This window comes from Peribacillus sp. NJ4 (assembly GCF_030348345.1).
GTDB lineage: Bacteria > Bacillota > Bacilli > Bacillales > DSM-1321 > Peribacillus.
The window spans coordinates 80,001-104,551 of the sequence record NZ_JAUCFQ010000001.1; the positions used below are offsets into that span (position 1 = coordinate 80,001).

General features: G+C 39.5%; 24 protein-coding genes and 1 rRNA gene (1 of these 25 only partly in view). 13 read left to right on the top strand and 12 right to left on the bottom strand.

What is annotated here, in order from left to right; genetic code table 11:
- The 10 genes from QUF94_RS00425 to dnaA form a co-directional block, all read right to left on the bottom strand.
- Window positions 1–260 (bottom strand): 16S ribosomal RNA (locus QUF94_RS00425); it reaches 1,291 nt to the left of the window's first position.
- Between the two features lie 488 nt (window positions 261–748).
- Entirely contained in the window at window positions 749–1,189 is a 441-nt protein-coding gene (locus tag QUF94_RS00430) for an HD-GYP domain-containing protein (protein ID WP_289314124.1), read from the bottom strand.
- Window positions 1,190–1,540: a hypothetical protein gene (locus tag QUF94_RS00435; protein WP_289314125.1), complete on the bottom strand. Its 351-nt coding sequence runs from the start codon at window positions 1,538–1,540 to the stop codon at window positions 1,190–1,192.
- A 261-nt stretch (window positions 1,541–1,801) separates the two neighbouring features.
- The gene (gene gyrA / locus QUF94_RS00440; RefSeq protein ID WP_289314126.1) at window positions 1,802–4,363 is read right to left on the bottom strand and encodes a DNA gyrase subunit A; all 2,562 of its coding nucleotides are present in this window, start codon (window positions 4,361–4,363) and stop codon (window positions 1,802–1,804) included.
- Between the two features lie 97 nt (window positions 4,364–4,460).
- On the bottom strand, window positions 4,461–6,386 hold the full coding sequence (gyrB, locus tag QUF94_RS00445) for a DNA topoisomerase (ATP-hydrolyzing) subunit B (RefSeq protein WP_289318248.1): 1,926 nt from the start codon (window positions 6,384–6,386) through the stop codon (window positions 4,461–4,463).
- 77 nt (window positions 6,387–6,463) lie between these two features.
- Window positions 6,464–6,727 (bottom strand): extracellular matrix regulator RemB, encoded by a 264-nt coding sequence (remB, locus tag QUF94_RS00450; RefSeq protein WP_289314127.1) that lies wholly within the window; start codon window positions 6,725–6,727, stop codon window positions 6,464–6,466.
- Between the two features lie 12 nt (window positions 6,728–6,739).
- Window positions 6,740–7,858, bottom strand: a complete 1,119-nt coding sequence (gene recF / locus QUF94_RS00455; RefSeq protein WP_053348304.1) for a DNA replication/repair protein RecF — start codon at window positions 7,856–7,858, stop codon at window positions 6,740–6,742.
- 21 nt (window positions 7,859–7,879) lie between these two features.
- Window positions 7,880–8,092: a S4 domain-containing protein YaaA gene (gene yaaA, locus QUF94_RS00460; protein ID WP_289314128.1), complete on the bottom strand. Its 213-nt coding sequence runs from the start codon at window positions 8,090–8,092 to the stop codon at window positions 7,880–7,882.
- Window positions 8,093–8,312: 220 nt separating this feature from the next.
- Entirely contained in the window at window positions 8,313–9,449 is a 1,137-nt protein-coding gene (gene dnaN / locus QUF94_RS00465) for a DNA polymerase III subunit beta (protein ID WP_289314129.1), read from the bottom strand.
- A 193-nt stretch (window positions 9,450–9,642) separates the two neighbouring features.
- Entirely contained in the window at window positions 9,643–10,992 is a 1,350-nt protein-coding gene (gene dnaA / locus QUF94_RS00470; protein WP_289314130.1) for a chromosomal replication initiator protein DnaA, read from the bottom strand.
- A gap of 954 nt (window positions 10,993–11,946) precedes the next feature.
- Here dnaA and rpmH point away from each other — a divergent pair.
- The 7 genes from rpmH to rsmG all read left to right on the top strand — a co-directional run bounded on the left by rpmH (window position 11,947) and on the right by rsmG (window position 18,491).
- Window positions 11,947–12,081, top strand: a complete 135-nt coding sequence (gene rpmH / locus QUF94_RS00475; protein ID WP_034316183.1) for a 50S ribosomal protein L34 — start codon at window positions 11,947–11,949, stop codon at window positions 12,079–12,081.
- An 80-nt stretch (window positions 12,082–12,161) separates the two neighbouring features.
- Complete coding sequence (gene rnpA, locus QUF94_RS00480; protein WP_063234313.1) at window positions 12,162–12,518, top strand: ribonuclease P protein component; 357 nt, start codon at window positions 12,162–12,164, stop codon at window positions 12,516–12,518.
- 180 nt (window positions 12,519–12,698) lie between these two features.
- Window positions 12,699–13,487, top strand: a complete 789-nt coding sequence (gene spoIIIJ / locus QUF94_RS00485) for a YidC family membrane integrase SpoIIIJ (protein ID WP_289314131.1) — start codon at window positions 12,699–12,701, stop codon at window positions 13,485–13,487.
- On the top strand, window positions 13,484–14,104 hold the full coding sequence (gene jag / locus QUF94_RS00490) for an RNA-binding cell elongation regulator Jag/EloR (protein ID WP_289314132.1): 621 nt from the start codon (window positions 13,484–13,486) through the stop codon (window positions 14,102–14,104). The genes spoIIIJ and jag overlap by 4 nt, the downstream gene beginning before the upstream one ends.
- Before the next feature lie 346 nt (window positions 14,105–14,450).
- The gene (mnmE, locus tag QUF94_RS00495; protein WP_289314133.1) at window positions 14,451–15,836 is read left to right on the top strand and encodes a tRNA uridine-5-carboxymethylaminomethyl(34) synthesis GTPase MnmE; all 1,386 of its coding nucleotides are present in this window, start codon (window positions 14,451–14,453) and stop codon (window positions 15,834–15,836) included.
- A 21-nt stretch (window positions 15,837–15,857) separates the two neighbouring features.
- Window positions 15,858–17,744, top strand: coding sequence for a tRNA uridine-5-carboxymethylaminomethyl(34) synthesis enzyme MnmG (gene mnmG / locus QUF94_RS00500; protein ID WP_289314134.1), 1,887 nt, complete (start codon window positions 15,858–15,860; stop codon window positions 17,742–17,744).
- 30 nt (window positions 17,745–17,774) lie between these two features.
- On the top strand, window positions 17,775–18,491 hold the full coding sequence (gene rsmG, locus QUF94_RS00505; RefSeq protein ID WP_289314135.1) for a 16S rRNA (guanine(527)-N(7))-methyltransferase RsmG: 717 nt from the start codon (window positions 17,775–17,777) through the stop codon (window positions 18,489–18,491).
- A gap of 165 nt (window positions 18,492–18,656) precedes the next feature.
- On the opposite strand, the gene QUF94_RS00510 is transcribed toward rsmG, so the two are convergent.
- Complete coding sequence (locus QUF94_RS00510) at window positions 18,657–18,818, bottom strand: hypothetical protein (protein ID WP_289314136.1); 162 nt, start codon at window positions 18,816–18,818, stop codon at window positions 18,657–18,659.
- A 77-nt stretch (window positions 18,819–18,895) separates the two neighbouring features.
- On the opposite strand from QUF94_RS00510, the gene noc reads away from it, so the two are divergent.
- From noc to QUF94_RS00530, 4 genes are all read left to right on the top strand, one after another.
- The gene (noc, locus tag QUF94_RS00515) at window positions 18,896–19,756 is read left to right on the top strand and encodes a nucleoid occlusion protein (protein WP_289314137.1); all 861 of its coding nucleotides are present in this window, start codon (window positions 18,896–18,898) and stop codon (window positions 19,754–19,756) included.
- Window positions 19,757–20,021: 265 nt separating this feature from the next.
- On the top strand, window positions 20,022–20,783 hold the full coding sequence (locus QUF94_RS00520; RefSeq protein ID WP_289314138.1) for a ParA family protein: 762 nt from the start codon (window positions 20,022–20,024) through the stop codon (window positions 20,781–20,783).
- Window positions 20,776–21,636, top strand: a complete 861-nt coding sequence (locus QUF94_RS00525) for a ParB/RepB/Spo0J family partition protein (protein ID WP_289314139.1) — start codon at window positions 20,776–20,778, stop codon at window positions 21,634–21,636. Before QUF94_RS00520 ends, QUF94_RS00525 begins: the two co-directional genes overlap by 8 nt.
- A 72-nt stretch (window positions 21,637–21,708) precedes the next feature.
- A complete protein-coding gene (locus QUF94_RS00530; RefSeq protein ID WP_289314140.1) occupies window positions 21,709–22,410 on the top strand; it encodes a DUF554 domain-containing protein in 702 nt (233 codons plus the stop codon).
- A 52-nt stretch (window positions 22,411–22,462) separates the two neighbouring features.
- On the opposite strand, the gene yyaC is transcribed toward QUF94_RS00530, so the two are convergent.
- Complete coding sequence (yyaC, locus tag QUF94_RS00535) at window positions 22,463–23,098, bottom strand: spore protease YyaC (protein ID WP_289314141.1); 636 nt, start codon at window positions 23,096–23,098, stop codon at window positions 22,463–22,465.
- A gap of 387 nt (window positions 23,099–23,485) precedes the next feature.
- Between yyaC and QUF94_RS00540 the strand changes: the two genes are divergently transcribed.
- Together QUF94_RS00540 and QUF94_RS00545 are read left to right on the top strand one after the other, a co-directional pair.
- A complete protein-coding gene (locus QUF94_RS00540; protein WP_289314142.1) occupies window positions 23,486–24,322 on the top strand; it encodes a mechanosensitive ion channel family protein in 837 nt (278 codons plus the stop codon).
- Window positions 24,323–24,344: 22 nt separating this feature from the next.
- Window positions 24,345–24,542: a DUF951 domain-containing protein gene (locus QUF94_RS00545; RefSeq protein WP_289314143.1), complete on the top strand. Its 198-nt coding sequence runs from the start codon at window positions 24,345–24,347 to the stop codon at window positions 24,540–24,542.
- The last annotated feature ends 9 nt before the right edge of the window (window positions 24,543–24,551 follow it).

A 24,551-nucleotide genomic window follows, 5' to 3' on the forward strand; every position in this document is an offset into this window, starting at 1 on the left:
CAACTAGCTAATGCGCCGCGGGCCCATCTATAAGTGACAGCCGAAACCGTCTTTCCATCTTCTCTCATGCGAGAAAAGAACGTATCCGGTATTAGCTCCGGTTTCCCGAAGTTATCCCAGTCTTATAGGCAGGTTGCCCACGTGTTACTCACCCGTCCGCCGCTAATCTCAGGGAGCAAGCTCCCATCGATTCGCTCGACTTGCATGTATTAGGCACGCCGCCAGCGTTCGTCCTGAGCCAGGATCAAACTCTCCGAAGAAATGTTTGACTTGCTCATTTTGCTTTTTTAATAGTGTGTGCTCACTTAAAATTTAACGTTGGCGCTTTGTTTTGTTCAGTTTTCAAAGAGCAATTTGTATCGTTCGTTTAGAAACAACTTTAATAATATATCAACTATATTATTTTTTGTCAACAACTTTATTCTTTCGCTGTCGACTTAGTTATTATATCTAGTATCAGAAATAAAAGCAAGAGTTATTTTAAAATAAATAAAATACATGAATCCATAGATAACAATAAATTTGGTTGTCCACCTAATAGCAAGAAAAAGCTTATCTTTTTAGGAGTAAACTTTTTCTTTAGCATTATAGTATTTCTTCTATATATAATTCACGATTTAACCCTTAATTGATTATTTGATCACTATCTTTCACCTTGATGATCGGTCTTGTTTACGAGCTGGCATCAATAAAAATGATTTCAGCGATGAATCCATTGTTTAGTTTGACCTTGTTTCCCATAGAAAAGTTAGCGAATCCTGATAACAGGGGTATTTACTACTCCAATATCAAATTTACCAAAGTCATCATGGAAGATCATTTCTAAAACCTTGAATGGTGACTGTTTCTTTCTATATGTCCTTTCTGAAGTCATGGCGTGAAAGACATCTGCAACAGCGATGATTTTTGAGAATAAGTTCATGGACTTTGTTTTCAACCTTTGGGGATAACCCGTTCCATCTAATCTTCCATGATGTTCTAGAACGGCTATCTTCACACTATCCTTAATACTTGAACTATCTTTTATCATTTTGTAGCTGAAAATAGGATGATTGTGAATCTCCTCATAATCCTCGGCAGTTAGACTTTCCGTTTTATTTAATAACCTAGGTGGCAGCTTTGCCATCCCGCAGTCTGCCAAACATCCGCCAATTGCGGCCTGGTAGACATCCGCCCTATTACATTTCATTTAATATTCAATATATCCTCCTATCAATCCAATTGAAATGGCATGATGGTATACATAGTCTTCTTTATTGCAATAGTGGTGCAGCATCAAAATGTTTCCTGGTTCCTCTAAAGCTTTGTCCATTAAAGGAACCAGGATTAAACGAATCATGGCCACATCGACTTTACTGCCCGCTTGCCAATTTTTAAATAATCGTTTATATGTTTGTACTGACTCAAGATACAAATCCATAAAATCCGATGACTCTTCCATTTCACCCAAATAAGGATCTATTACTTCTTTCGGTAAAAATTTCTTTCCATCAATCAAAGTTTTTTCAACACTTACCTCATGTATTAAAAAAGCTTGCAAAGCCTCAATTAACCCCTGGGCAATATTGTTTTTTCATACATTATTGGGCGGTCCGAAAGACCTCTAATCTCTTTCGAGAGTATGCAGCCTTCGATTAAATCCCTAAAAAAATTCAATTTATTAGCATTACAATCTTTAATTTACTTCAAATCATAAGAATTTTTACCCACACCCAAGCACTGTAGTATATTTTTTTGTAAAAGCATCTAATACAAAAAAAAAGACCCAGCATAATTGCCAGGGTCTTTTTTTATGGAAGAATTATTCTTCCGTATCTTTTTCAGTTACTTCATTTTCTTCGATTACAGTAGGTTCCGAATCAGAATCAGAATCCGTATCTATTGTTGGACCCTGTTCTGTATCCATATCTATTTCTTCTTCTTCTTCTTCTCTTCCAACGATGGCTACCGTAGAAACATATTCATTATCTGCGGATTCGAGTCGGATGAGCTTAACACCCTGTGTGTTACGTCCCGTTTTAGAAATGCCTTCGACTTCCATTCGGATTAATACACCAGCTGCTGTAATCAGCATCAAATCCTCATCTTCACCCGTTACTGTTTTCACAGCTATAAGTTCACCATTTTTCTCAGTGACATTACATGTTTTTATCCCTTTGCCTCCACGGCTTTGAATACGGTACTCTTCCGCAGAGGTCCGTTTTCCATAGCCGTTTTTCGTAACGATAAGGACTTCTTCATCATCTTCAAGAATTTCCATGCCGACCACTTCATCATTGGCCCTTAAGGAAATCCCTTTCACTCCCGCTGCAGTACGTCCCATTGTCCGTACATCCGTCTCAGGGAAACGAATCATCATCCCGGCTTTCGTTCCAATTATGATTTGCTTCTCTCCATTCGTAAGACGGACAGAAATCAATTCATCATCTTCACGTAAACCTAGGGCAATTAAACCGTTATTACGGATATTTGCAAACGACGACAAAGGTGTACGCTTCGATATCCCATGTCTGGTCGTGAAGAATAAATACCAATCGTCAGCAAATTCCTTCACCGGTATGATTGCATTGACCCACTCACCTTTATCGACTTCCAACAAGTTGATAAGCGGCAACCCTTTTGCCGTCCTACCATATTCAGGTATTTCATATCCTTTGGAACGATAGACCTTACCTTTGTTAGTGAAGAATAATAGAGTGTCATGAGTCGAAGTGGTTAACAAGTGACCGACAAAGTCATCTGTATTCGTTCCCATACCCTGTATCCCGCGCCCTCCGCGTTTTTGACTGCGGTACGTGGTTGCAGGCAAGCGTTTAATATAACCGTTATGCGTCAGTGTCACGATTATATTTTCCTCTGGAATTAAATCCTCATCTTCAAGGCTTTCAAAGCCGGCCAATGTGATTTCAGTTCTCCGTTTATCATCAAAACGTTCTTTAATTTCAAGAAGCTCTTCACGAATAATTTCAAGAACCTTTTCCTCATCAGCAAGAATGGCTTTATATTCTGCAATTATAGCCATTAAAGCCTGATACTCATCTTCTATTTTTTCACGTTCCAGACCTGTCAAACGTTGTAAACGCATATCCAGGATAGCTTGCGCCTGTTTCTCGGAAAGCGAAAATTGTGTCATTAAGCCTTCACGGGCAATTTCCGTCGTTTGGGAACCACGGATTAATGAAATGACCGCATCCAAATTATCAAGTGCAATGCGCAAACCTTCCAAAATATGAGCACGGGCTTCCGCTTTCCGTAATTCAAATTCAGTCCTACGCCGTATGACTACCTGCTGATGCTCTAAGTAATAGTGTAGGCATTGTTTTAAATTCAGCACTTTAGGCTGACCGTCCACCAAAGCAAGTAGATTGATTCCGAAGGTTGTCTGCATTGCAGTATGCTTATACAGGTTGTTTAAAAGGACATTTGCATTAACATCCTTTCGAAGCTCCATTACGATACGCATGCCATTACGATCCGATTCATCCCGTAAATCGGTAATGCCTTCGATTTTCTTATCTCGAGCAAGTTCTGCAATTTTTTCAATCAATCTTGCTTTATTTACTTGATAAGGGATTTCTTTAACAAGGATTACCTGTTTTCCATTAGGTTTTTCTTCAATCTCGACTCTCGCCCGTTGAATGATTGACCCTTTTCCAGTTTCATAGGCCTTCCTGATTCCGCTTCGTCCTAAAATTAAACCGGCGGTCGGGAAATCCGGACCAGGGATATATTCCATCAACTCTGGAATTGTAATTTCAGGATTCTTGCTTAAAGCCAATACGCCGTCGATTACCTCACCTAATTGATGGGGTGGAATATTGGTTGCCATCCCTACTGCTATACCTGATGAACCATTCACTAACAAGTTCGGGAAACGGGCTGGCATAACGGCTGGTTCTCTTTCTGAACCATCGTAGTTATCCTGGAAATTAACCGTATCTTTATTTAAATCGCGAAGTAACTCCATCGAGATCTTCGACATTCTTGCTTCTGTATACCTCATTGCGGCAGCTTGGTCTCCATCAACCGAACCGAAATTCCCGTGACCATCGACAAGCATATAACGATAGTTAAAAGGCTGCGCCATCCGTACCATCGTTTCATATACGGCAGAATCACCATGCGGGTGATATTTACCGATAACTTCCCCTACAATACGGGCTGATTTTTTAAATGGTTTATCCGAAGTCATTCCAAGATCATTCATTGCATAAAGAATTCTTCGGTGTACCGGTTTTAAACCGTCCCTTACATCAGGCAAAGCCCGAGACACGATTACGCTCATCGCGTAATCCAAAAATGATGTCCGCATCTCGGTACTTATATTTATTTCTTTTACACCTGATCTTTCATTTTCTGACATGGAGCCAACCTCCTATAAAAAGCTTATACTCTCATTTAGTTTTAACTGTACGTGCACTATGTAAAGAACAGGATGTAAAAAGCATCCTGTCAAAAAATCAGATATCGAGATTTTTTACATAAATTGCATTTTCTTCAATGAAGTTACGTCGCGGTTCCACCTTGTCACCCATCAACATCTCGAAAGTCTCATCTGCCTCGGCAGCATCTTTCAAACTGACTTGAAGTAGAGTTCTTGTATCTGGGTTCATGGTCGTTTCCCACAATTGCTCTGGATTCATTTCCCCCAGCCCTTTATAACGCTGCAGGTTAGGCTTTGGTGTACTTGGCATACTAGCCATGATTTCTTCAAGCTGCCGATCATTATAGGCATAATCCACTTTTTTCCCTTGCTGAATTTTGAAAAGTGGCGGCTGAGCAATATATATATATCCATACTCGATAATTTTTCTCATATAACGGTAGAAGAATGTCAACATCAACGTTCTGATATGGGCACCATCCACATCCGCATCGGTCATGATAACAATTTTATGGTATCTAGCCTTTTCAATATTGAATTCATCACCAATGCCTGTTCCAAGTGCTGTGATGATCGTACCTATTTCTTCATTGTGCAGGATTCTATCCAATCGTGCTTTTTCAACATTCAGGATTTTACCTCTTAGCGGCAAAATGGCTTGGAAATGGCGGTCCCTTCCTTGTTTAGCAGAGCCTCCCGCCGAGTTTCCTTCAACGATGTACAATTCGCTGATAGCCGGATCCTTAGATGAACAATCTGCCAATTTCCCCGGTAGATTGGATACTTCCAAAGCACTTTTCCTTCGTGTCAATTCACGGGCTTTCTTGGCTGCCATACGGGCTCTTGCTGCCATAAGCCCTTTATCTATAATTTTTCTGGCCACTGCAGGATTTTCGTATAAGAAAGAATCAAGCCGTTCCGAAAGGATGGAATCAGTAACCGTCCTTACTTCAGAGTTTCCCAGTTTGGTTTTCGTCTGACCTTCAAATTGTGGTTCAGGATGCTTAATCGAAATGATTGCCGTTAGACCTTCCCGGACATCTTCACCGGAGAAATTGGAATCGGCTTCTTTTAAAAGACTATTTTTCCGTGCATAATCATTGATGACACGGGTCAAAGCAGTCTTGAATCCTGATTCATGTGTACCGCCTTCATAAGTATGGATATTATTAGCAAAAGAAAAGACATTACTGATATAGCTGTCATTATATTGCAATGCTAATTCAACAGAGATTCCATCTTTCTCGCCTTCCATGAAAATCGGTTCCTCATGAAGGACCTCTTTTGAACGGTTCAAATGCTCGACATAAGATTTGATGCCGCCCTCATAGTGGTATTCCCTGATTTTCTCTTCCTCTTCACGTTTATCTTCAATGATCAGTTTCAAGCCTTTATTCAGGAACGCAAGCTCACGGATACGTGTGGCTAATGTATCAAAATCATATTCCAAGGATTCCGTGAAAATTTGACCATCAGGAATGAAGTGTACAGTCGTACCTGTATGATCGGTTTCCCCGATAACTTTCAAATCTTCTTTAGGAACCCCACGGTTGAATTGCTGATAATGGATTTTTCCTTCACGATGAACATAAACTTCCAATACGGTGGATAAAGCATTTACTACTGAAGCTCCCACACCATGCAGACCACCGGAGACCTTGTAACCTCCGCCGCCAAATTTACCGCCCGCATGAAGGACCGTCATAATTACTTCTACAGCTGGCCGTCCCATTTTTTCATGGATACCTACTGGAATACCCCGACCATTATCGACTACTGTTATGCTATTGTCTTCTTCGATCGTCACTTTGATTTCAGTACAGAAACCAGCTAGTGCCTCATCGATACTATTATCGACAATTTCCCAAACAAGATGGTGAAGTCCTTTTGCAGAGGTAGTACCGATATACATCCCCGGACGTTTACGAACTGCTTCTAAGCCTTCTAAAACCTGTATCTGATTCTCATCGTATGCCTGAGCTTGTACTTCTTTTTGTTCCATTGTCATACGTATCACCTACACTTTTCTTTTGGCATTTATCAATTTTTCAGGAGTAATTATTACGTTATGGCTACAATTCAAAGAATATCTATATCATCGATCAAGAACGATGGCTGCATTGAACGCTTTTTTAAAGTGGACGATGCAAGCGGTGAATAATAGACCTGTTTATCCGTCACCACAATCGATTTAACCGAGTTTTTTGCTAAATGGTAAGTTACATCAGACTTTTTCTCCAGAAATTCACTCATGATTGGAGAAGCCTGGAGCAGCTTCTTATCTAAAATGGCTATGACATCGTCCGTTTTCACAAGAATGTCTTCACCAATATGGAGATACATTCATTCACCTCATCATTTAACCTTTTTTATACTTCCTTGACTAACATAAAAGGTGGACGCTTCTCTTAGGGTTTGATGATCGATTCCATCAACGGAGGGTGTCGTCACAAATGTTTGCACTTTCCCTTGTATCGTATTCAGTAAATGGGATTGACGGAAATCGTCAAGTTCCGATAACACATCATCCAATAATAAAATGGGATACTCGCCGATTTCTTCATGGATCAGCTCAATTTCGGCAAGTTTCAATGACAGGGCAGTTGTACGTTGTTGTCCTTGTGAACCATATGTCTGGACATCACGGTCATTCACAAAAAAAACCAGGTCGTCACGATGAGGACCTACCAGTGTTACACCCCGTTCAATTTCCCTTGTTTTTATTTTATCAAATTTTTCTGTGTATACTTCTATCATTTTCGTCAAATCCATAGATTCTGATACATCAAGCGACGGTTTATATTGGATTTTCAATACTTCTAGATTTCTGGAGATCCCCGAGTGAATCGGCTCTGCCCATTGCTGGAGCTTTAAAAGAAACTCGTACCTTCTTTCGACAATTTTCGCTGCATACTGAATAAATTGGTCAGTTAACACGTCAAGCATTGTCGTATCCGTTTGTTTCCGGGTCTGCAGAAGCTTTAAGTAATGATTTCTTTGTTGAAGTATTTTATGATATTGGCTCATATCATGAAGGTATACGGGAGAAACCTGGCCAATTTCCATATCTATAAAACGGCGTCTGACTAAAGGACTCCCCTTTACAAGGTTTAGATCCTCAGGCGCAAACATGACCACATTCATATTTCCTACATATTGACTCAACTTTCTTTGTTCAATATGGTTGCACTTCGCCTTTTTCCCTTTTTTTGAAATGGTCAGCTCAAGTGGTATTGAGGTATTTCTCTTTCTAACTCTTCCTTCTATTTTAGCATACTCTTCATCCCAGCGAATAAGTTCTTTATCATTTGAGGTACGATGAGATTTTGCCATTGCTAAAACGAAAATGGATTCCATGACATTTGTTTTCCCCTGAGCATTTTCGCCGAGGATTACGTTGACTTTATTTTCAAAAGTCAGATTCAGTTCGGTATAGTTGCGGTAATTTCTCAAACTTATATTTTCAATATACATATTCCGCTCTTCCCTTATGTTTTAGCTTGTAATTGTGTAGGTGCCAAATCCAGGAATTTCTATTTTATCACCTGATCTTAATTTTCTGCCTCTTCTCACGTCTAATTCGCCATTAATGTAAACTTCGTATTCACTTAAGAACCATTTTGACATTCCGCCGCTTTGGATTAAATCGGCCAATTTCAAGAATTGTCCTAGTGTAATATATTCTGTGCTGATTTTTATGGAGTCCATTTCATGCTTCACTCATTTCCAAGTAGTCTTTTAATACTTCATTTTACTAAATTAATCCCATTAAGACAAAGTATAGCTTTTTCAGCTCTTGTTTTTAGCGGTTCTGAGTTCCGTACGGTATTTAAAAAACCCTAAAAACCCTTTGGGAACCTATGTTAAAAATAAAAAAATTAAAGGCCTGCTAAACAAGCCTTTAATTTTTTTGAAATATTATTTTTGCTTAATAAGTCCTTACCGGCAGAATTAATTGCAGCATGGAATCATCATGTAGTGGACGAATGACGAACGGTCGCATTGCACCGGTGAAATTAATTTTTATATCGGAACCTTCCAATGCCTTTAAAGCATCCATTACAAATTTGGCACTGAATGAGATTTTCAGATCTTCACCTTCAATGGCTTCTGCCTGAACCTCTTCAATTACTTTACCAATTTCAGGGGTATTGGAAGAGACTTCGATTATACGGCCTTCCAGGGTTGTCAATTTGACGACATTATTTCTTCCTTCTCTCGCCAATAAAGAAGCCCTATCGATAGCTTGGAGAAAATCTTTAGTATGAACAATCACATCCGTTTTACTATCTGATGGAATCAAGCGTGATGTATCAGGGTAATTCCCTTCAAGAAGTCTTGAGAAAAATAGTAAATTTTCAGCTTTGAAAAGTACTTGGTTGTCGGTAATGACGATCTCAATGAGTTCGTTTGTATCATCAAGGATTTTACTCAACTCATTCAGACTTTTACCTGGGATTACAACGCTATAAGTCCCTGTAATTTTATTTTCTATTTTGGCTGTTCTCATGGCCAGCCTATGGCTATCTGTTGCAATACAGGTCAATTCGTCATCTTGAACCTTTAAGTTTACACCTGTCAAGATGGGACGTGTTTCTGACGTGGACACTGCAAAACCCGTTTGGCGAATAAGGGTCTTTAAAAGATCCGTTGGAAGTTTGAAAATATTTTCTTCTTCAATGATCGGAAGATGTGGATATTCCTCAGGATCTAGTCCATTTAGATTAAATTCAGCTTTACCTGAGCGGATAATCGTTTGAAAGTTGTTTTCCACTTCAATTTCTACAGTATCCATCGGTAGCTTTTTGACAATTTCACTGAAAAAACGGGCATTCAGTACAATACCGCCGCTACTTTTAACTTCAACAATCTCATCTCCGTCAACTTCAGCTGGGATGAATGATTGGATGGAGATATCTGAGTCACTTCCTGTTAGAGTGACACCTTCACTAGTAACGCTTATTTTTATTCCCGTCAGAATCGGAATCGTCGTCCTTGATGTGACTGCTTTCATTACTTCTTGGACACTATGAACTAATCGATCTCTTTGGATTATAAATCTCATGTTTCATCCTCCAATTTTTTTATTGCCGAATAGGCATATTTATTAATAATTTTTATTAAAAAAGATAGTAGTAATAGTAGTAGGGCCTGTTGATATGTGGATAAGTCCACTCAACCTAAGGAAAAACAGTCTATCCACTTGTGGACAGACTGTGTGTAAGTAGTCGTCAGTTATACACAATATCCAGAATCGATTATACCCTCAGCTGGTCCTGTATTTCTTTAACCTGACGTTGAAGCTGGGTATCCGTTTGCATGAGTTTAGAAATCTTTTCATGCGCATGGATAACGGTCGTATGATCGCGACCTCCAAATTCATCTCCTATCTTAGGCAGGGATGAGTCCGTTAATTCCCTGGAAAGATACATGGCAATCTGTCTTGGAAAGGCTACGGATTTAGTCCGTTTTTTCGCCTTGAAATCCTCAAGTTTGACACTATAATGTTCACCGACCGTCTTCTGGATTTCTAAGATGGTGATTATTTTAGGCTTTGAGCTTGGGATGATGTCTTTTAATGCTTCAGCTGCCAAATCGGCATTTATATCTTTATTAATTAATGAAGAATAAGCGACGACACGAATAAGTGCACCCTCAAGTTCACGAATATTGGAATCGATTTGGTTGGCAATATAGAGCATGACTTCATTCGGGATATCAAGACCCTCAGCTTTTGCCTTTTTACGCAAAATGGCAATCCGCGTTTCTAGATCAGGAGGTGTGATATCCGTGATCAAACCCCACTCAAACCTGGAACGGAGGCGATCCTCAAGTGTAGGGATCTCTTTTGGTGGACGGTCACTGGAAATGACGATCTGTTTGCTTTCTTCATGCAACGCATTGAATGTATGGAAAAACTCTTCTTGGGTTTGTTCTTTTCCCGCAAGAAATTGAATATCATCAATTAATAAAACATCTACACTCCGGTATCTATCTCGAAATTCCCCAGCTTTATTATCCCGGATGGAGTTTATGAATTCATTCGTGAATTTTTCAGACGATAAATAAACGACCTTTGCATTTGGATTATGCTCAAGAACATAATGCCCGATTGCATGCATTAAATGAGTTTTCCCAAGGCCTACGCCTCCGTATATAAATAAGGGATTATAAGCTTTGGCTGGAGCTTCTGCGACAGCGAGAGACGCGGCATGGGCAAAACGATTGCCGGAGCCGATGACAAATGTATCGAAGGTATTTTTTGCATTCAGCATATGCTGTGGAAATGCAGCATGCTCTTTATCCCGTTTCTTAATCTTTTTAGGCTGAACAGGAACGGTAAAATCATCATCTTCTTGATTGGGGGGAATGATGAATTTTGCTTCCAATTCCTCACCTGTAAGCTCAAACAATACATCAGAAATAAGATGGGAATAGCGTTCTTCAAGCCAATCCCTGGCAAATTCATTGGGAGCGGTGACTGTTAATGTATCACCCTGCAGTAAATAGGCCTTGGTGGATTTAAGCCAAGTTTCAAAGCTTGGTTTACTGATTTTTTTTTCGATTTTTCCGAGCGCCTGGTTCCAGAGGCTATCGATATTATCCAAACTTATCCCTCCTTTGCAAAATATTTTTAATAATAGTTTCTAAAATGTATAGGCACAAATAAACTCATCGATTGCCGTCTTTATATAAATTTTGACAGCAAAGGTTCGGTGAGCTGTATAAGGGATTTTTGTGTTGTGTAATGTGAAGTCCCTAAAACTATATCTTGCGCTGTACAACCTTTGTACAGACTACATCTGGTAAGCCGGTGTAGATTTGGATGTTTATTCATCAACAGGTATTTTGAGAAATATATAATAAAGAAGAAAAAAGGGTTTTCGACAATATCCACCATCTGTGGACAGATTAATATACACAGGTCGAATAAGCTATCCACATGTTATACACAGTCTGTGGATAACCGTTACCTGTTGATAAAGTTATTCAGAGTGAAAACACAAATATAATATCAGAAATTCAGGCGTCTTGCAATGGGTTAGAAAACTTTATCCACAACTTACCGAGCCTGTGGGAAAAACTTTTCCACAGGCTATTGTTATGTGCAAAAGTCTATAAATTGGGTTGTGGATAGAAAAAAACATGTCGAATTTTATCCACAGACCATGATTATGAGTTGGATTAATTTAATTTTATTTTTGGATGAACTAAGTTGTTCAAGCTGGAAAACCTACATTGATAAAAATCGAATGATACATATTGAAGATGGTTTAGGTTCGTCCAAATTATGTCGAATGCTAGTCGGTCAATTGAAGATACCTCGGGAATCTCATATATTTATTCGTGGATGAATCGATGGAAATTTTCCTCTCCCCAAAAATTTCTATATCAGTTCGGAGCAAAATCATTTACAATAGGCTAGGTAGTAAAAAAAGACCTACTGGACATTGAGCATTAAAAAGAAATATTTTTTTGGATGAGGTTGACAAGTAGAAACCTCCATCTATATAATTGTAAAGACTGTCTTTAACTGTTATTCCTCAGGGAGGTGTCATATAATGAAAAGAACTTATCAACCGAATAACCGCAAACATAGTAAAGTTCACGGTTTCCGTGCACGTATGAGCACGAAAAACGGACGTAGAGTAATCGCAGCACGTCGCCGTAAGGGCAGAAAAGTATTATCTGCATAGACCACTGAAAAGTCTCAGTGGTCTTTTTTCGCAAAATAAGGGATTTACTGAGACTCAATTCATGTAATGAAGGTGTAAAAATGAAAAAAAAGTTAAGGATTAAGAAAGAGGATGAATTTCAGCTTGTTTTTAAAAAAGGTGAATCTTCTGCTAATCGGCAATTCGTTGTCTATGTCCTTGAAAAGCCAGGTCAGGATTATTTTCGGATCGGCCTTTCAGTCAGTAAAAAAATCGGGAACGCCGTTGTAAGGAACCAAATTAAAAGATACATACGGCAAGCGTTTTTGGAATTGAAAGAAGATATAGAAGAGGGTAAGGATTATATTGTGATTGCTCGAAAACCAGCGGCGGAGATGGACTTTTTCCAGGTGAAAAGCAGCTTGATCCACGTCCTGAAACGTTCTAAATCACTAAACTTTAAAATGAAAAAACAATAAAATCCCCTTTATATCGAATACTAAGCATTCCTCGGATCATGTAGTTACTTGAGAAAAGATAATATAGAAAATTCCTATTGGAACTGTAGAAAAATGCGGATTACTTATTCTTGAAATCTGCTAATAAACAGTTCACAATTGTTTCAAAAAAGATTGATTGCAGTTAGGAGGAAATTACGGTTGAAAAAACGAATATTACTCATTATTGGACTAGCCTCGATAATGATGCTGTTAGCAGGGTGTACGGAAATTAAAGAACCTATTACTGCGGATAGTGAAGGTTTTTGGAATTCATACATTGTCTATCCATTATCAGCCCTGATCATTTGGCTTTCTGAAGCATTTGGCGAGAATTATGGTTTGGGAATCATCGGTGTTACATTAATCATTCGCTTAGCATTACTTCCACTAATGATCAAACAGGTGAAAAGCTCGAAAGCAATGCAGGCCATTCAGCCTGAGATGAAAGAACTTCAAGCAAAATACAGCTCAAAAGATGCTGCCACACAACAAAAACTACAACAAGAAACAATGGCTTTATTTTCAAAATATAATGTGAATCCATTGGCGGGATGTTTGCCGATAGTGGTGCAAATGCCGATTTTGATCGGATTTTACCATGCCATCAGCCGTACGGAAGAAATTGCTTTACATAGTTTTCTTTGGTTTGATTTAGGTTCCCCGGATCCTTTTTATGTTTTACCGGTTGTTGCTGGTATTACGACTTTTATCCAGCAAAAAATGTCCATGGCTGGAATGAACTCCAATCCACAAATGGCGGCACAAATGACGATGATGCTTTACATCATGCCAATTATGATTGTTGTTTTTGCTATTAATTTCCCCGCTGCTCTTTCTCTTTACTGGGTAGTAGGTAACCTTTTTGGTATCGTTCAAACATATTTCATTAAAGGTCCGGATCTTAGAAAAGCAGCTGCGGAAAACGCGGGAGGGGCAAAGAAAAAGTGAAAAAGGTAACTGCTACAGGACAATCTGTCGAAGAAGCAGTAAATTTAGCTTTAGCTCAACTGAACAGCACTAAGGATCGCGTGGAGATAGAAATAGAAGATGAAGGCAAAAAAGGATTTTTTGGTTTATTTGGTGCAAGGAAGGCAATTGTCCATGTGACATTGCCTGCCGATCCCATTGAAGAGACACTTGAATTTTTGAAGAATGTCAGCGTGGAAATGGGAGTCAATGCAGAAATTGATGTCCACCGTAAAGGTAAGAACGTAACATTCCATTTATCAGGTGAGAAAATAGCATTATTAATTGGAAAAAGGGGTCAAACACTAAATTCCCTTCAGTATTTAGCGCAGCTGGTTGCAAATCGATATTCGAAGCAGTTTTTGAATATTACTGTGGATGCAGAAGATTATCGAAATCGCCGCAATGAAACTTTAATCCAATTGGCTGAAAGAATGGCAATTAAAGCCAAGAAAACAGGTAAGGCTGTTTCACTGGAGCCGATGCCTTCCTATGAACGTAAGGTCATCCATAATGCTCTCCTGCATTATCCAAAAATAAAAACAACTTCAAGTGGGACGGAACCATATCGCCATTTGGTCATTACTCCACTCAAATGAACCTTCTGCTTTAAAGCAGGGGTTCTTTTTTTTAGGACATAATATCGATGTGTGTCGAATATCTTTTTATATAAGGATAATTCAACAATAACTGACAACTCTTTTTATATTCCCATGATATAGAAAAGGGAATGGAATAAAGGGAGGCTGGCGATATTTGTTATTCACATGTGGATAAGTTAAAATGAATGTTACAGAATATGGATTCATTGCATGTGGATAACCCTTGAAAGGAAGGAGTATCTACTTTTTTTCATGAATATACTGTGGTATTGTAGTAATTTAGGGATTCGACGATTTTATTATCAGAAAAAAATAGAAACATCAATATATAAGAGGTGAAAGCATGGAATTCGATACAATCACCGCTATCTCTACTCCCTTAGGGGAAGGGGCAATCGCCATCGTTAGAATCAGCGGTGATGAGGCCATAGAAATAGCCGATAGGATCTTTAAAGGACCAGGTGGAAAAGGATTGCTTGAAGTGAAATCACATACGATTCATTATGGCCACCTAATCCAGCCTAAAACAGGTGAAATCATAGAGGAAGTCATGGTTTCGGTCATGAAGGGTCCAAAGACATTTACAAGAGAAGATGTAGTTGAAATAAATTGTCACGGTGGAATCGTTTCGGTCAATCGGGTATTACAGCTCATTCTCTCACAAGGTGCTCGTTTAGCAGAACCTGGTGAATTTACGAAACGGGCTTTTTTGAATGGCAGGATCGATCTTTCTCAAGCTGAGGCCGTTATGGATTTAATCCGGGCTAAAACGGATAAAGCCATGAATGTTGCATTAGGTCAAATGGAAGGCCGGCTTTCGAAATTAATCCAAAACCTACGTCAAGAAATTTTACAGACCCTCGCTCAAGTCGAGGTAAATATAGATTATCCGGAATATGATGATGTCGAAGAAATGACGCATCGTTTATTTTTGGAAAAAGGCAGTTATGTGAAGACTGAAATAGAGAAACTGCTTCACACGGCCCAACAAGGGAAAATCTTGCGGGATGGGCTTGCGACGGTTATCATAGGGCGCCCTAATGTTGGAAAATCTTCTTTGCTGAACAGCTTGGTTCATGAGAATAAAGCGATTGTCACTGATATCCCAGGTACAACACGTGATGTAATTGAAGAGTATGTCAATGTTCGCGGTGTACCGCTTAAACTTGTCGATACAGCAGGAATACGCGAAACGGAAGATATCGTTGAACGAATTGGAGTTGAACGGTCCCGTGCAGTATTAAAAGAGGCTGATCTAATATTACTTGTATTGAACTATTCTGATGATTTTACAACGGAAGATGAAAAACTATTCCAAGCGGTTGAGGGAATGGATGTTATCGTTATCATCAATAAAACCGACCTTCCACAGAAAATCGATTTGGCAAAGGTTAAGGAAAAGGCGGCATCCCATAAGGTTGTTTCCACTTCTTTACTTGAGGATAAAGGGGTCGATGAATTGGAAGAAGCCATCGCTTCACTATTTTTTGAGGGTTCTTTAGAAACGGGAGACCTGACCTATGTTTCCAATGCCAGGCATATAGCCTTGCTAGGACAGGCATTACAGTCAATCGAAGACGCAATCGAAGCTATTGAAATGGGTACGCCGGTTGATTTGGTTCAAATTGATTTCACGAAAGCATGGGAGCTTCTTGGAGAAATCATTGGTGAAAGCGTTCAGGATAATTTAATCAACCAATTGTTCTCACAATTTTGTTTAGGAAAATAAGCGTAAAAGGAGGAAAAGGATATGCAATACGAAGCAGGTAGCTATGATGTCATTGTTATTGGTGCTGGTCATGCTGGTAGTGAAGCTGGCCTTGCAGCTGCAAGAGTCGGAGCTAAAACGTTGATGATCACCATTAACTTGGATATGGTCGCCTTTATGCCATGCAATCCGTCCGTTGGTGGGCCGGCAAAAGGTATAGTTGTTAGGGAAATTGACGCTTTAGGCGGTGAAATGGGAAAAAATATCGATAAGACCCATATCCAAATGAGGATGCTGAATACTGCTAAAGGTCCGGCTGTTCGAGCGTTGCGGGCGCAGGCAGATAAATTTCTCTATCAACAAGAAATGAAAAAGACGATAGAAGACCAAGAAAATTTGACATTGATTCAGGGAATGGTAGAAGAATTAATTGTTGAAAATGACGTTTGTACGGGTGTAATCACTAAAACGGGTGCGGTGTATCGTGCGAAAACTGTCGTAATAACGACGGGAACATATTTACGCGGTGAAATCATATTAGGGGAACTGAAATATTCAAGCGGTCCTAATAATCAACAGCCTTCCATCAGGCTATCTGAACATTTAGAGCAGTTAGGATTTGATTTGGTCCGTTTTAAAACGGGAACACCACCACGTGTCAATAGTTCTTCCATAGATTACAGCAAAACGGAAATTCAGCCTGGTGATGAAGTGCCACGTGCATTTTCTTATGAAACCACAAAGTTCATCACTGATCAATTACCTTGCTGGTTAACGTATACGAATGAGGGGACACATCAGCTCATTGATGATAATCTACACCGTTCACCAATGTATTCCGGAATGATAAAGGGAACTGGACCTCGTTATTGTCCTTCGATAGAAGATAAAGTCGTCCGTTTTAATGATAAACCACGGCATCAAATCTTCCTGGAACCTGAAGGTCGCAATACAAAGGAAGTTTATGTGCAAGGTTTATCTACCAGTTTGCCTGAAGATGTACAAGTGAAAATCCTACAAACCATTCCAGGCCTCGAAAAGGCGGAAATGATGCGTGCTGGATATGCAATAGAATATGATGCTATCGTTCCTACGCAGCTTTGGCCTACACTGGAAACGAAAAAAATCAAAAATCTGTATACTGCTGGCCAAATTAATGGGACATCCGGCTACGAGGAAGCAGCAGGACAAGGATTGATGGCCGGTATTAATGCAGGATTGAACGCAATAGGTAAAGAAGAACTGATTTTAAGCCGTTCGGATGCCTATATTGGTGTTCTCATTGATGACCTTGTAACGAAAGGTACGAATGAACCATACCGATTGCTTACTTCACGAGCAGAATATCGTTTATTATTGCGTCATGATAATGCCGATTTGCGCTTAACGGAAATTGGATTCAATATCGGAATGATCCAAGAAGAACGCTACAATCGTTTCCTTTTGAAAAAAGAAGCGGTTGAAATGGAAAAGGAACGACTAAAATCAAATTTCATCAAACCGACTAAAGAGGTACAAGAAATCATTACAGCAAGTGGCGGCAGTGAGTTGAAGGATGGAATCCGTGCCTCTGATTTATTGAAACGGCCTGAAATGGATTATTCCCATATTCAAAAGTTGGCGCCAAGTGATGTCGAACTGAGCGATGAAGTGACGGAACAGGTCGAAATCCAGATCAAGTATGAAGGTTATATCGAAAAATCTCTACAGCAAGTCGATCGCCTGAAAAAAATGGAGAATAAAAAGATTCCAGAGAATATCGATTATGATGCAATTTCTGGTCTAGCAACGGAAGCACGTCAAAAATTAAAGCAGGTCCACCCGCTATCAGTAGCTCAGGCTTCAAGAATTTCCGGTGTGAATCCCGCTGATGTTTCCATTTTGCTTGTTTATTTGGAACAAGGTAAAATTGCCAGAGTATCTCAGTAATGGAAATACCCGAAAAGGATTGAAGAAAACATGAATATTGAACAGTTCCAACAAGCACTGCAGGAGAAAGGGATCGAGCTTTCTCCTCACCAGCTTGATCAGTTTGACACTTATTATCGATTATTGGTGGAATGGAACGAAAAGATGAACTTAACAGCCATCACTAATAAGGAAGAAGTTTATCTAAAGCATTTTTATGATTCAATCAGCGCATCCTTCTATTTCGACTTTAACAAGTCATATCGAATTTGCGATGTTGGGGCTGGAGCCGGATTTCCGAGTATTCCATTGAAGATTTGTTTCCCTGATATCCACGTATCGATTGTGGATTCTTTGAATAAGCGAATCTCTTTTTTGAATCACCTTGCTGAGTCCTTGCAATTAAAGGGAGTTTCCTTCTATCATGACCGGGCGGAAACCTTCGCCCAAAAACCGGAGCATCGCGAATCCTATGATATTGTCATGGCAAGAGCGGTAGCCAGGATGTCCGTTTTAAGTGAACTATGTTTGCCGCTTGTTAAGCCAAACGGGACGTTCATTGCCATGAAAGCGGCTAGTGCACAAGATGAAATGGATACAGGGAAAAAGGCCATTTTTACATTAGGCGGAGAAATTGAAGAAATTCATCCTTTCACATTGCCAGAGGAAAATAGTGAAAGAAACATCATTACTGTAAAAAAAGTGAAGAAGACTCCTAAAAAATACCCAAGAAAACCAGGGACACCGAATAAGCAGCCTATTGAATAACCTCTATTATATGGAGATGGTTTCATATTAAGCGTAAATGATTCGGATATATGGCTGGTACTTGCCCTAATTTTCTTTTACTATAAATGTATGACCTTATTATCAATATTGTATTTGCCAACAAGAAGGCAATTTTTCGGTACAATGTCAAACGTGTGCCAGATTTTACAGCTGGGCTAGAGAGTCGGCGATTTTTCTTTTTGATTCAGGGAAATAATCTTGGGCAAGCCGGCGATATTTATAATAACTGGCCGTCAATTCCTCATTATTGCCTTGATGACGCCAGTCGACATGTTTTTCACAGTGAAGGACCATATGTATAACCATGTCGGGAAATGTATGCAGGACTTGTCCTTTAAATAGAGAATATGTTATTTGGGAGTTTTAAAAGGTGGTGTAGGAAGATGAAGCATCCTTTTTCGCGGTTCTTTGGGTTTGGCGAAAAAGAAGAACAGCAACTAGAGATGGAGACACCTAGCAATAATAATGAAGAGATAAGAAAAATTTCCATTTCTGATATTGTGCCTAATCGATTTCAACCAAGGACCGTTTTTAATGACGATAAAATTGCTGAATTGGCTCAAACGATTCATACACATGGAATCATTCAACCAATTGTAGTAAGGGCTTATGGACAGGGGAAATATGAAATCATTGCTGGTGAGCGTCGTTTTCGAGCCATGCAAAAGCTTGGCTGGGAATTGGCACCTGCAATAATCAAAGATTTCACCGATACAGAAACGGCTTCCGTTGCGCTGATAGAAAACCTTCAGCGTGAAGAACTGACACCGATTGAAGAAGCTTTGGCTTACGGTAAACTATTGGAGCTGCATAGTTTAACCCAAGAAGCCCTGGCACAAAGACTGGGAATAGGACAATCTACCGTGGCGAATAAGCTTCGGTTGCTTAAGCTGCCCCAAGAGGTTCAAGATGCACTTCTTCAAAAGCAAATTACGGAACGCCATGCCCGCTCGTTGATACCGTTAAAAAGTCCTGAAAAGCAGCTTAAACTGCTTTTGGAGATCATTGAAAAGGGATTAAACGTCAAGCAGACCGAAGAGCAGGTCGTCAAGCTCTTAACGGGTACTGTGCAAAAGCCGAAACCTAAGCGGAAAGCGTTTAGTAAAGACATGAGGATTGCCGTGAATACTATACGCCAATCACTCAGTATGGTTACAGACAATGGAATAAATTTGGATGCAGAGGAAGAAGAATTCGAGGAGTATTATCAATTCACGATTAAAATACCTAAGAAAAAAACTTGATTCCCTATCCTTAACCCTGCTTGGTAGTCTCCGATTACCAAGCTTTTTTTATTTTGTCGCCAACACTGGCATTTGCCATCTCAAAAAGGTTTCAATTTTTCCCGGTATTTAATGCTGTTTTAGATATATTTCAATTTTTAAGAGGAATTTAAGAAAACGATTTCTTCCACTAACATTCATGATAAAATAGAAAGAAATAAATGGATTTACGGTAAAAGTTAATAGATATATAGCATGATGAAGATAGTTGAAAGCAGGTGAATTCGTGGGTAAGATTCTCGCCATTGCCAATCAAAAAGGCGGTGTTGGAAAAACGACAACTTCTGTCAGTCTAAGTGCTTGTCTTGCATACATAGGACAGAAAGTCTTAATGGTCGATATCGATCCGCAGGGAAATGCTACAAGCGGGGCAGGTATCGATAAAGCAGATGTGGAACAATGTATTTATGATGTATTGGTTGATGATGTCGAGGCCAGTACCGTCATCATGGAAACAAAGGTAGAAAATTTATATGCTATACCTGCGACCATTCAACTTGCAGGTGCTGAAATTGAACTTGTTCCAACCATCTCAAGGGAAGTCCGATTAAAAAGGGCATTGGAAGAGGTGCAAAGCCAATATGATTACATTGTGATTGACTGCCCTCCATCATTGGGTTTGCTCACGCTTAATGCATTAACGGCAGCTGATGCCGTTTTGATTCCTGTACAATGTGAATATTATGCCCTGGAGGGATTGAGCCAACTTTTGAATACGGTCCGTCTCGTCCAAAAGCATTTGAACCATGATTTGAAAATCGAGGGTGTGCTATTGACGATGTTGGATGCCAGAACAAACTTAGGTATCCAGGTTATAGAAGAAGTCAAAAAATACTTTCAGGATAAAGTCTATCAAACCATCATCCCCCGCAATGTCCGTTTGAGTGAAGCACCGAGCCATGGGGAACCAATAATTATATATGATCCAAAGTCACGAGGAGCGGAGGTCTATCTAGAACTGGCAAAGGAAGTGGTATCAAATGGCTAAAGGACTTGGCAAAGGACTTAACGCACTTTTCAACAATGGGGAGATCAGTAAAGATGAAATCGTGCGCGAAATCAAATTAAGGGAATTAAGGCCAAATCCTTATCAGCCCCGAAAGAGCTTCAGACTTGAAGCTATAGAGGAATTAAAGCAATCTATCATGGAACACGGGATATTACAGCCGATTATTGCCCGGAAAAGCATTAAGGGATATGAAATCGTGGCTGGGGAAAGGCGTTATCGTGCTGCCAAGGAAGCGGGTTTAAAGACAGTTCCGGTTGTTGTGAGGGAATTGAATGAACAGCAGATGATGGAACTGGCGATTTTGGAAAACCTGCAACGGGAAGATTTAAATCCGATTGAGGAAGCGGCTGCTTATCAAACACTTCTTGAAAAATTGGAATTTACCCAGGAGCAGTTGGCCAATCGCTTGGGTAAAAGCCGACCCCATATCGCGAATTATGTAAGATTACTGTCTTTGCCTGAAGGGATTAGGAATTATATCTCCGATGGGGAAATTTCCATGGGGCATGGCCGAGCATTACTGGGTTTAAAGAAAAAAGAGATGCTAAAGCCAGTAGTGGATAAAATCCTCAAAGAAGGAATGAATGTCAGACAGCTAGAGCAATATATACATCAATTGAATGATACCGTTTCACGTGAAACCAAACCTAAGAAACAAGAGAAAAAAGATATATTCATAAAGCAGCGGGAGTCAAGTCTGCGTGAAAGACTAGGAACGAGTGTAACGATAAAACAAAGTAAGAAAAAAGGGAAAATAGAAATCGAATTCTTTTCAAAAGAAGATCTAGAGAGAATTTTGGACTTGATCGATCAAGAGAACCTTTCCTCTTAGATTGCCTTTATGAAAAGATAGTGGCAACAGAAGTTAGATCTATTTTTCACTGTAGAAAATTAGGTGGATGAGATGGTATTATTAGGGGCTTTGGTGAATGGTGCCTGCATTTTAATCGGTTCGATTTTGGGAAGGTTTTTACAACATATACCTGAAAAGATAAAAGAAACGGTCATGAGCGGGATCGGTTTAGCCGTCATGGTCTTAGGCTTGCAGATGGGGCTGAAAAGTGATCAGTTCCTCATTGTCATTTTAAGTATTGTTGGAGGGGCAGTCCTTGGCGAATGGATGGATCTTGAGGCAAGGCTTAATTCTTTAGGCAATTGGATTGAACGCAGGATGAAAGCGACTGAAGGAACTTCGATATCTCAGGGGTTTGTAACGGCTACGCTCATATTTGGCATTGGGGCGATGGCCATTATCGGTGCCCTGGATAGTGGTATCCGGAATGATCATGACGTTTTGATAACAAAAGCGATCATCGATGGATTTACAGCACTGGTCCTCGCCAGTACGCTTGGCATAGGTGTACTTTTTTCAGCATTTCCAATCATTCTTTATGAGGGGTTTTTAGCAATTTTTTCAAGACAGATCAATACGATGATCCCAACCGCTTTAATGGATTCCTTCATATTGGAAATGACGGCAACTGGAGGAGTCATGATTTTAGCCATTGGTTTGAATATTATCGGTGTCACCAAAATAAGGGTGGCGAATCTGCTTCCAGGCATAATGATTACCGTCATTCTGGTTACTATCATGTATTATGTATAAAAAAGAAGGAAGGGGTAAACCCTTCCTTCTTTTTTATAATCAGAAATACCAATCAAAGGGATTTTTCTTGCTTGAATGACCATGTGAAAGGAGTGATGGAAGGTTTTACTGGATAATGATCTTGTGCTTCGGAAATTCCTTCGGCGATGGTTTTGGCCATCTTCAGCACCAGATTAAGACGAGTGTTTTGTAAAACCATGAACTCCATGAATCCACTTACATTCACGATTCCTGTAATATGGGCATTTCCAACGGAAGGAAGTTCTTTATTGACTCCGGCACCTGGTTTCACTGGTCCTTGACCGATTTGAACAATACCCACACTTTTCATTTTGCCTAAACAAGCGTCGATTCCGACAATAAAGGCATTGGTATGAATCTTTTTTATTTCATTTAATTTTTCCTGTAAATTCATCGCATGAATAGGGTCATCCAGAGTACCGTATACATGGAATGTAGAAGAACTGCTTCCAGCTTTTTCACTAAGCAGAGTGCCGACAAGTGGTCCGAGGGAATCGCCTGTAGAACGGTCTGTGCCTATACAGACGATGACGATTGGTTGAAGCTTTCCAGTTGGTAGAAGGTTGATTAATTCCTGGGAAATTTGTTTGGATGCATCCGTATCTTCATGCAGGATGCGACTCAATCTATTTTTATTATTATTAAATAGACTAGAATTCAGATTCATCGGCTCCACTCCTTTACTTTATTTGGTATTACAGTATACGGATAATAAGGGAAAAATATACGGTATTTAACGTAATGGATGAGGGAATTTTTTGTAGAACATGCAAACAGGTGAAGGGGAAATGGATTGACGTTCTTCCTCTACCAATTGCTTTCATTTATACATTCTAGTAAAAAAATACTTGATTAATTCGGAAAAAACTTCTAATTCTTTTACCTATATACCCATATTTTTTTTGTACAGAAACCCTTATTTATTGATAAAATAGAGAAAACTTCTCTTATTCAGGGTTATCTCACAGCAGTAGGGGTAGAGGACTACGTCTATATGGAAAAGTCATAGAGAAGATATAAAAGTTTTGCAGTTTGCATTAGGCAGGAGGAAAAGATGGATCGCATTTATGATAACGTTACAAAAGAGGTATTGGATGAAAAGGTATGGCTGCTGATGGGCGAGGGCATTATTAAAATCTTCCTTGTTCTGTTATTATCGCGTATTATTATTTCAATAGGAAAGACGGTTATAAGTAAATTTTTCGCGGTTCGCTTAAGAAGTCCTATTCGTGTTTCAGAGCGTAGAGAAACGACACTCATTAAGTTACTGGAAAATATTTTAACTTACGTTATCAATTTCATTGCCTTGATAATGATTCTTGAAATTTTCTCATTCGATGTAAAGGCCTTACTGGCTGGAGCTGGTATTCTTGGTTTGGCAGTTGGGTTTGGTGCTCAAAGTTTGGTCAAGGATATAATTACAGGGTTTTTCGTTATTTTTGAAGATCATTTCTCGGTTGGGGATTATATTAAAATAAATAATTTTGAAGGGGAAGTCATTGAAATCGGGCTTCGTACTACGAAAATTAAAAGTGGTGCAGGGGAATTGCACTTCATACCCAACGGCAGCATCATCCAGGTTACGAATTATTCCATTTTAAACAGTATGGCTGTGGTTGATGTGACCATACCTAACGATGGGTCGGTCGAGCTTGCTGAGAAGGTGCTCATTGAACTCTTAAGCAGTATGGAAGGCAAATATGAAGCCTTGATTAAAGCACCTGAATTTTTGGGAATCGAAACAATAAGTGCTGAAGAAATCGTCCTTCGGATTACAGCGGAAACAAAGCCGATGCATCACATCGAAATCAGTAGGATATTAAGAAAAGAAATAAGTGCTGCGCTTGATTTAAGTGGGATTAAATCTACGTACAATGGCAGCGAGTCATAGGAATTAGGGGGGGCTCATGGTTATGGAGGAGAAAGAATTTGGGCTTAAGGATGTAGTGGAAATGAAAAAGCCGCATCCCTGTGGAATAAACAAGTGGAAAATTATTAGGCTTGGTATGGATATCCGGATAAAATGTGAGGGTTGCGGTCATAGCGTAATGCTGCCTCGACGTGAATTCGCGAAGAAAATGAAAAAAGTTCTGCAAAAGCATGAGGAGTGATCATGCTTT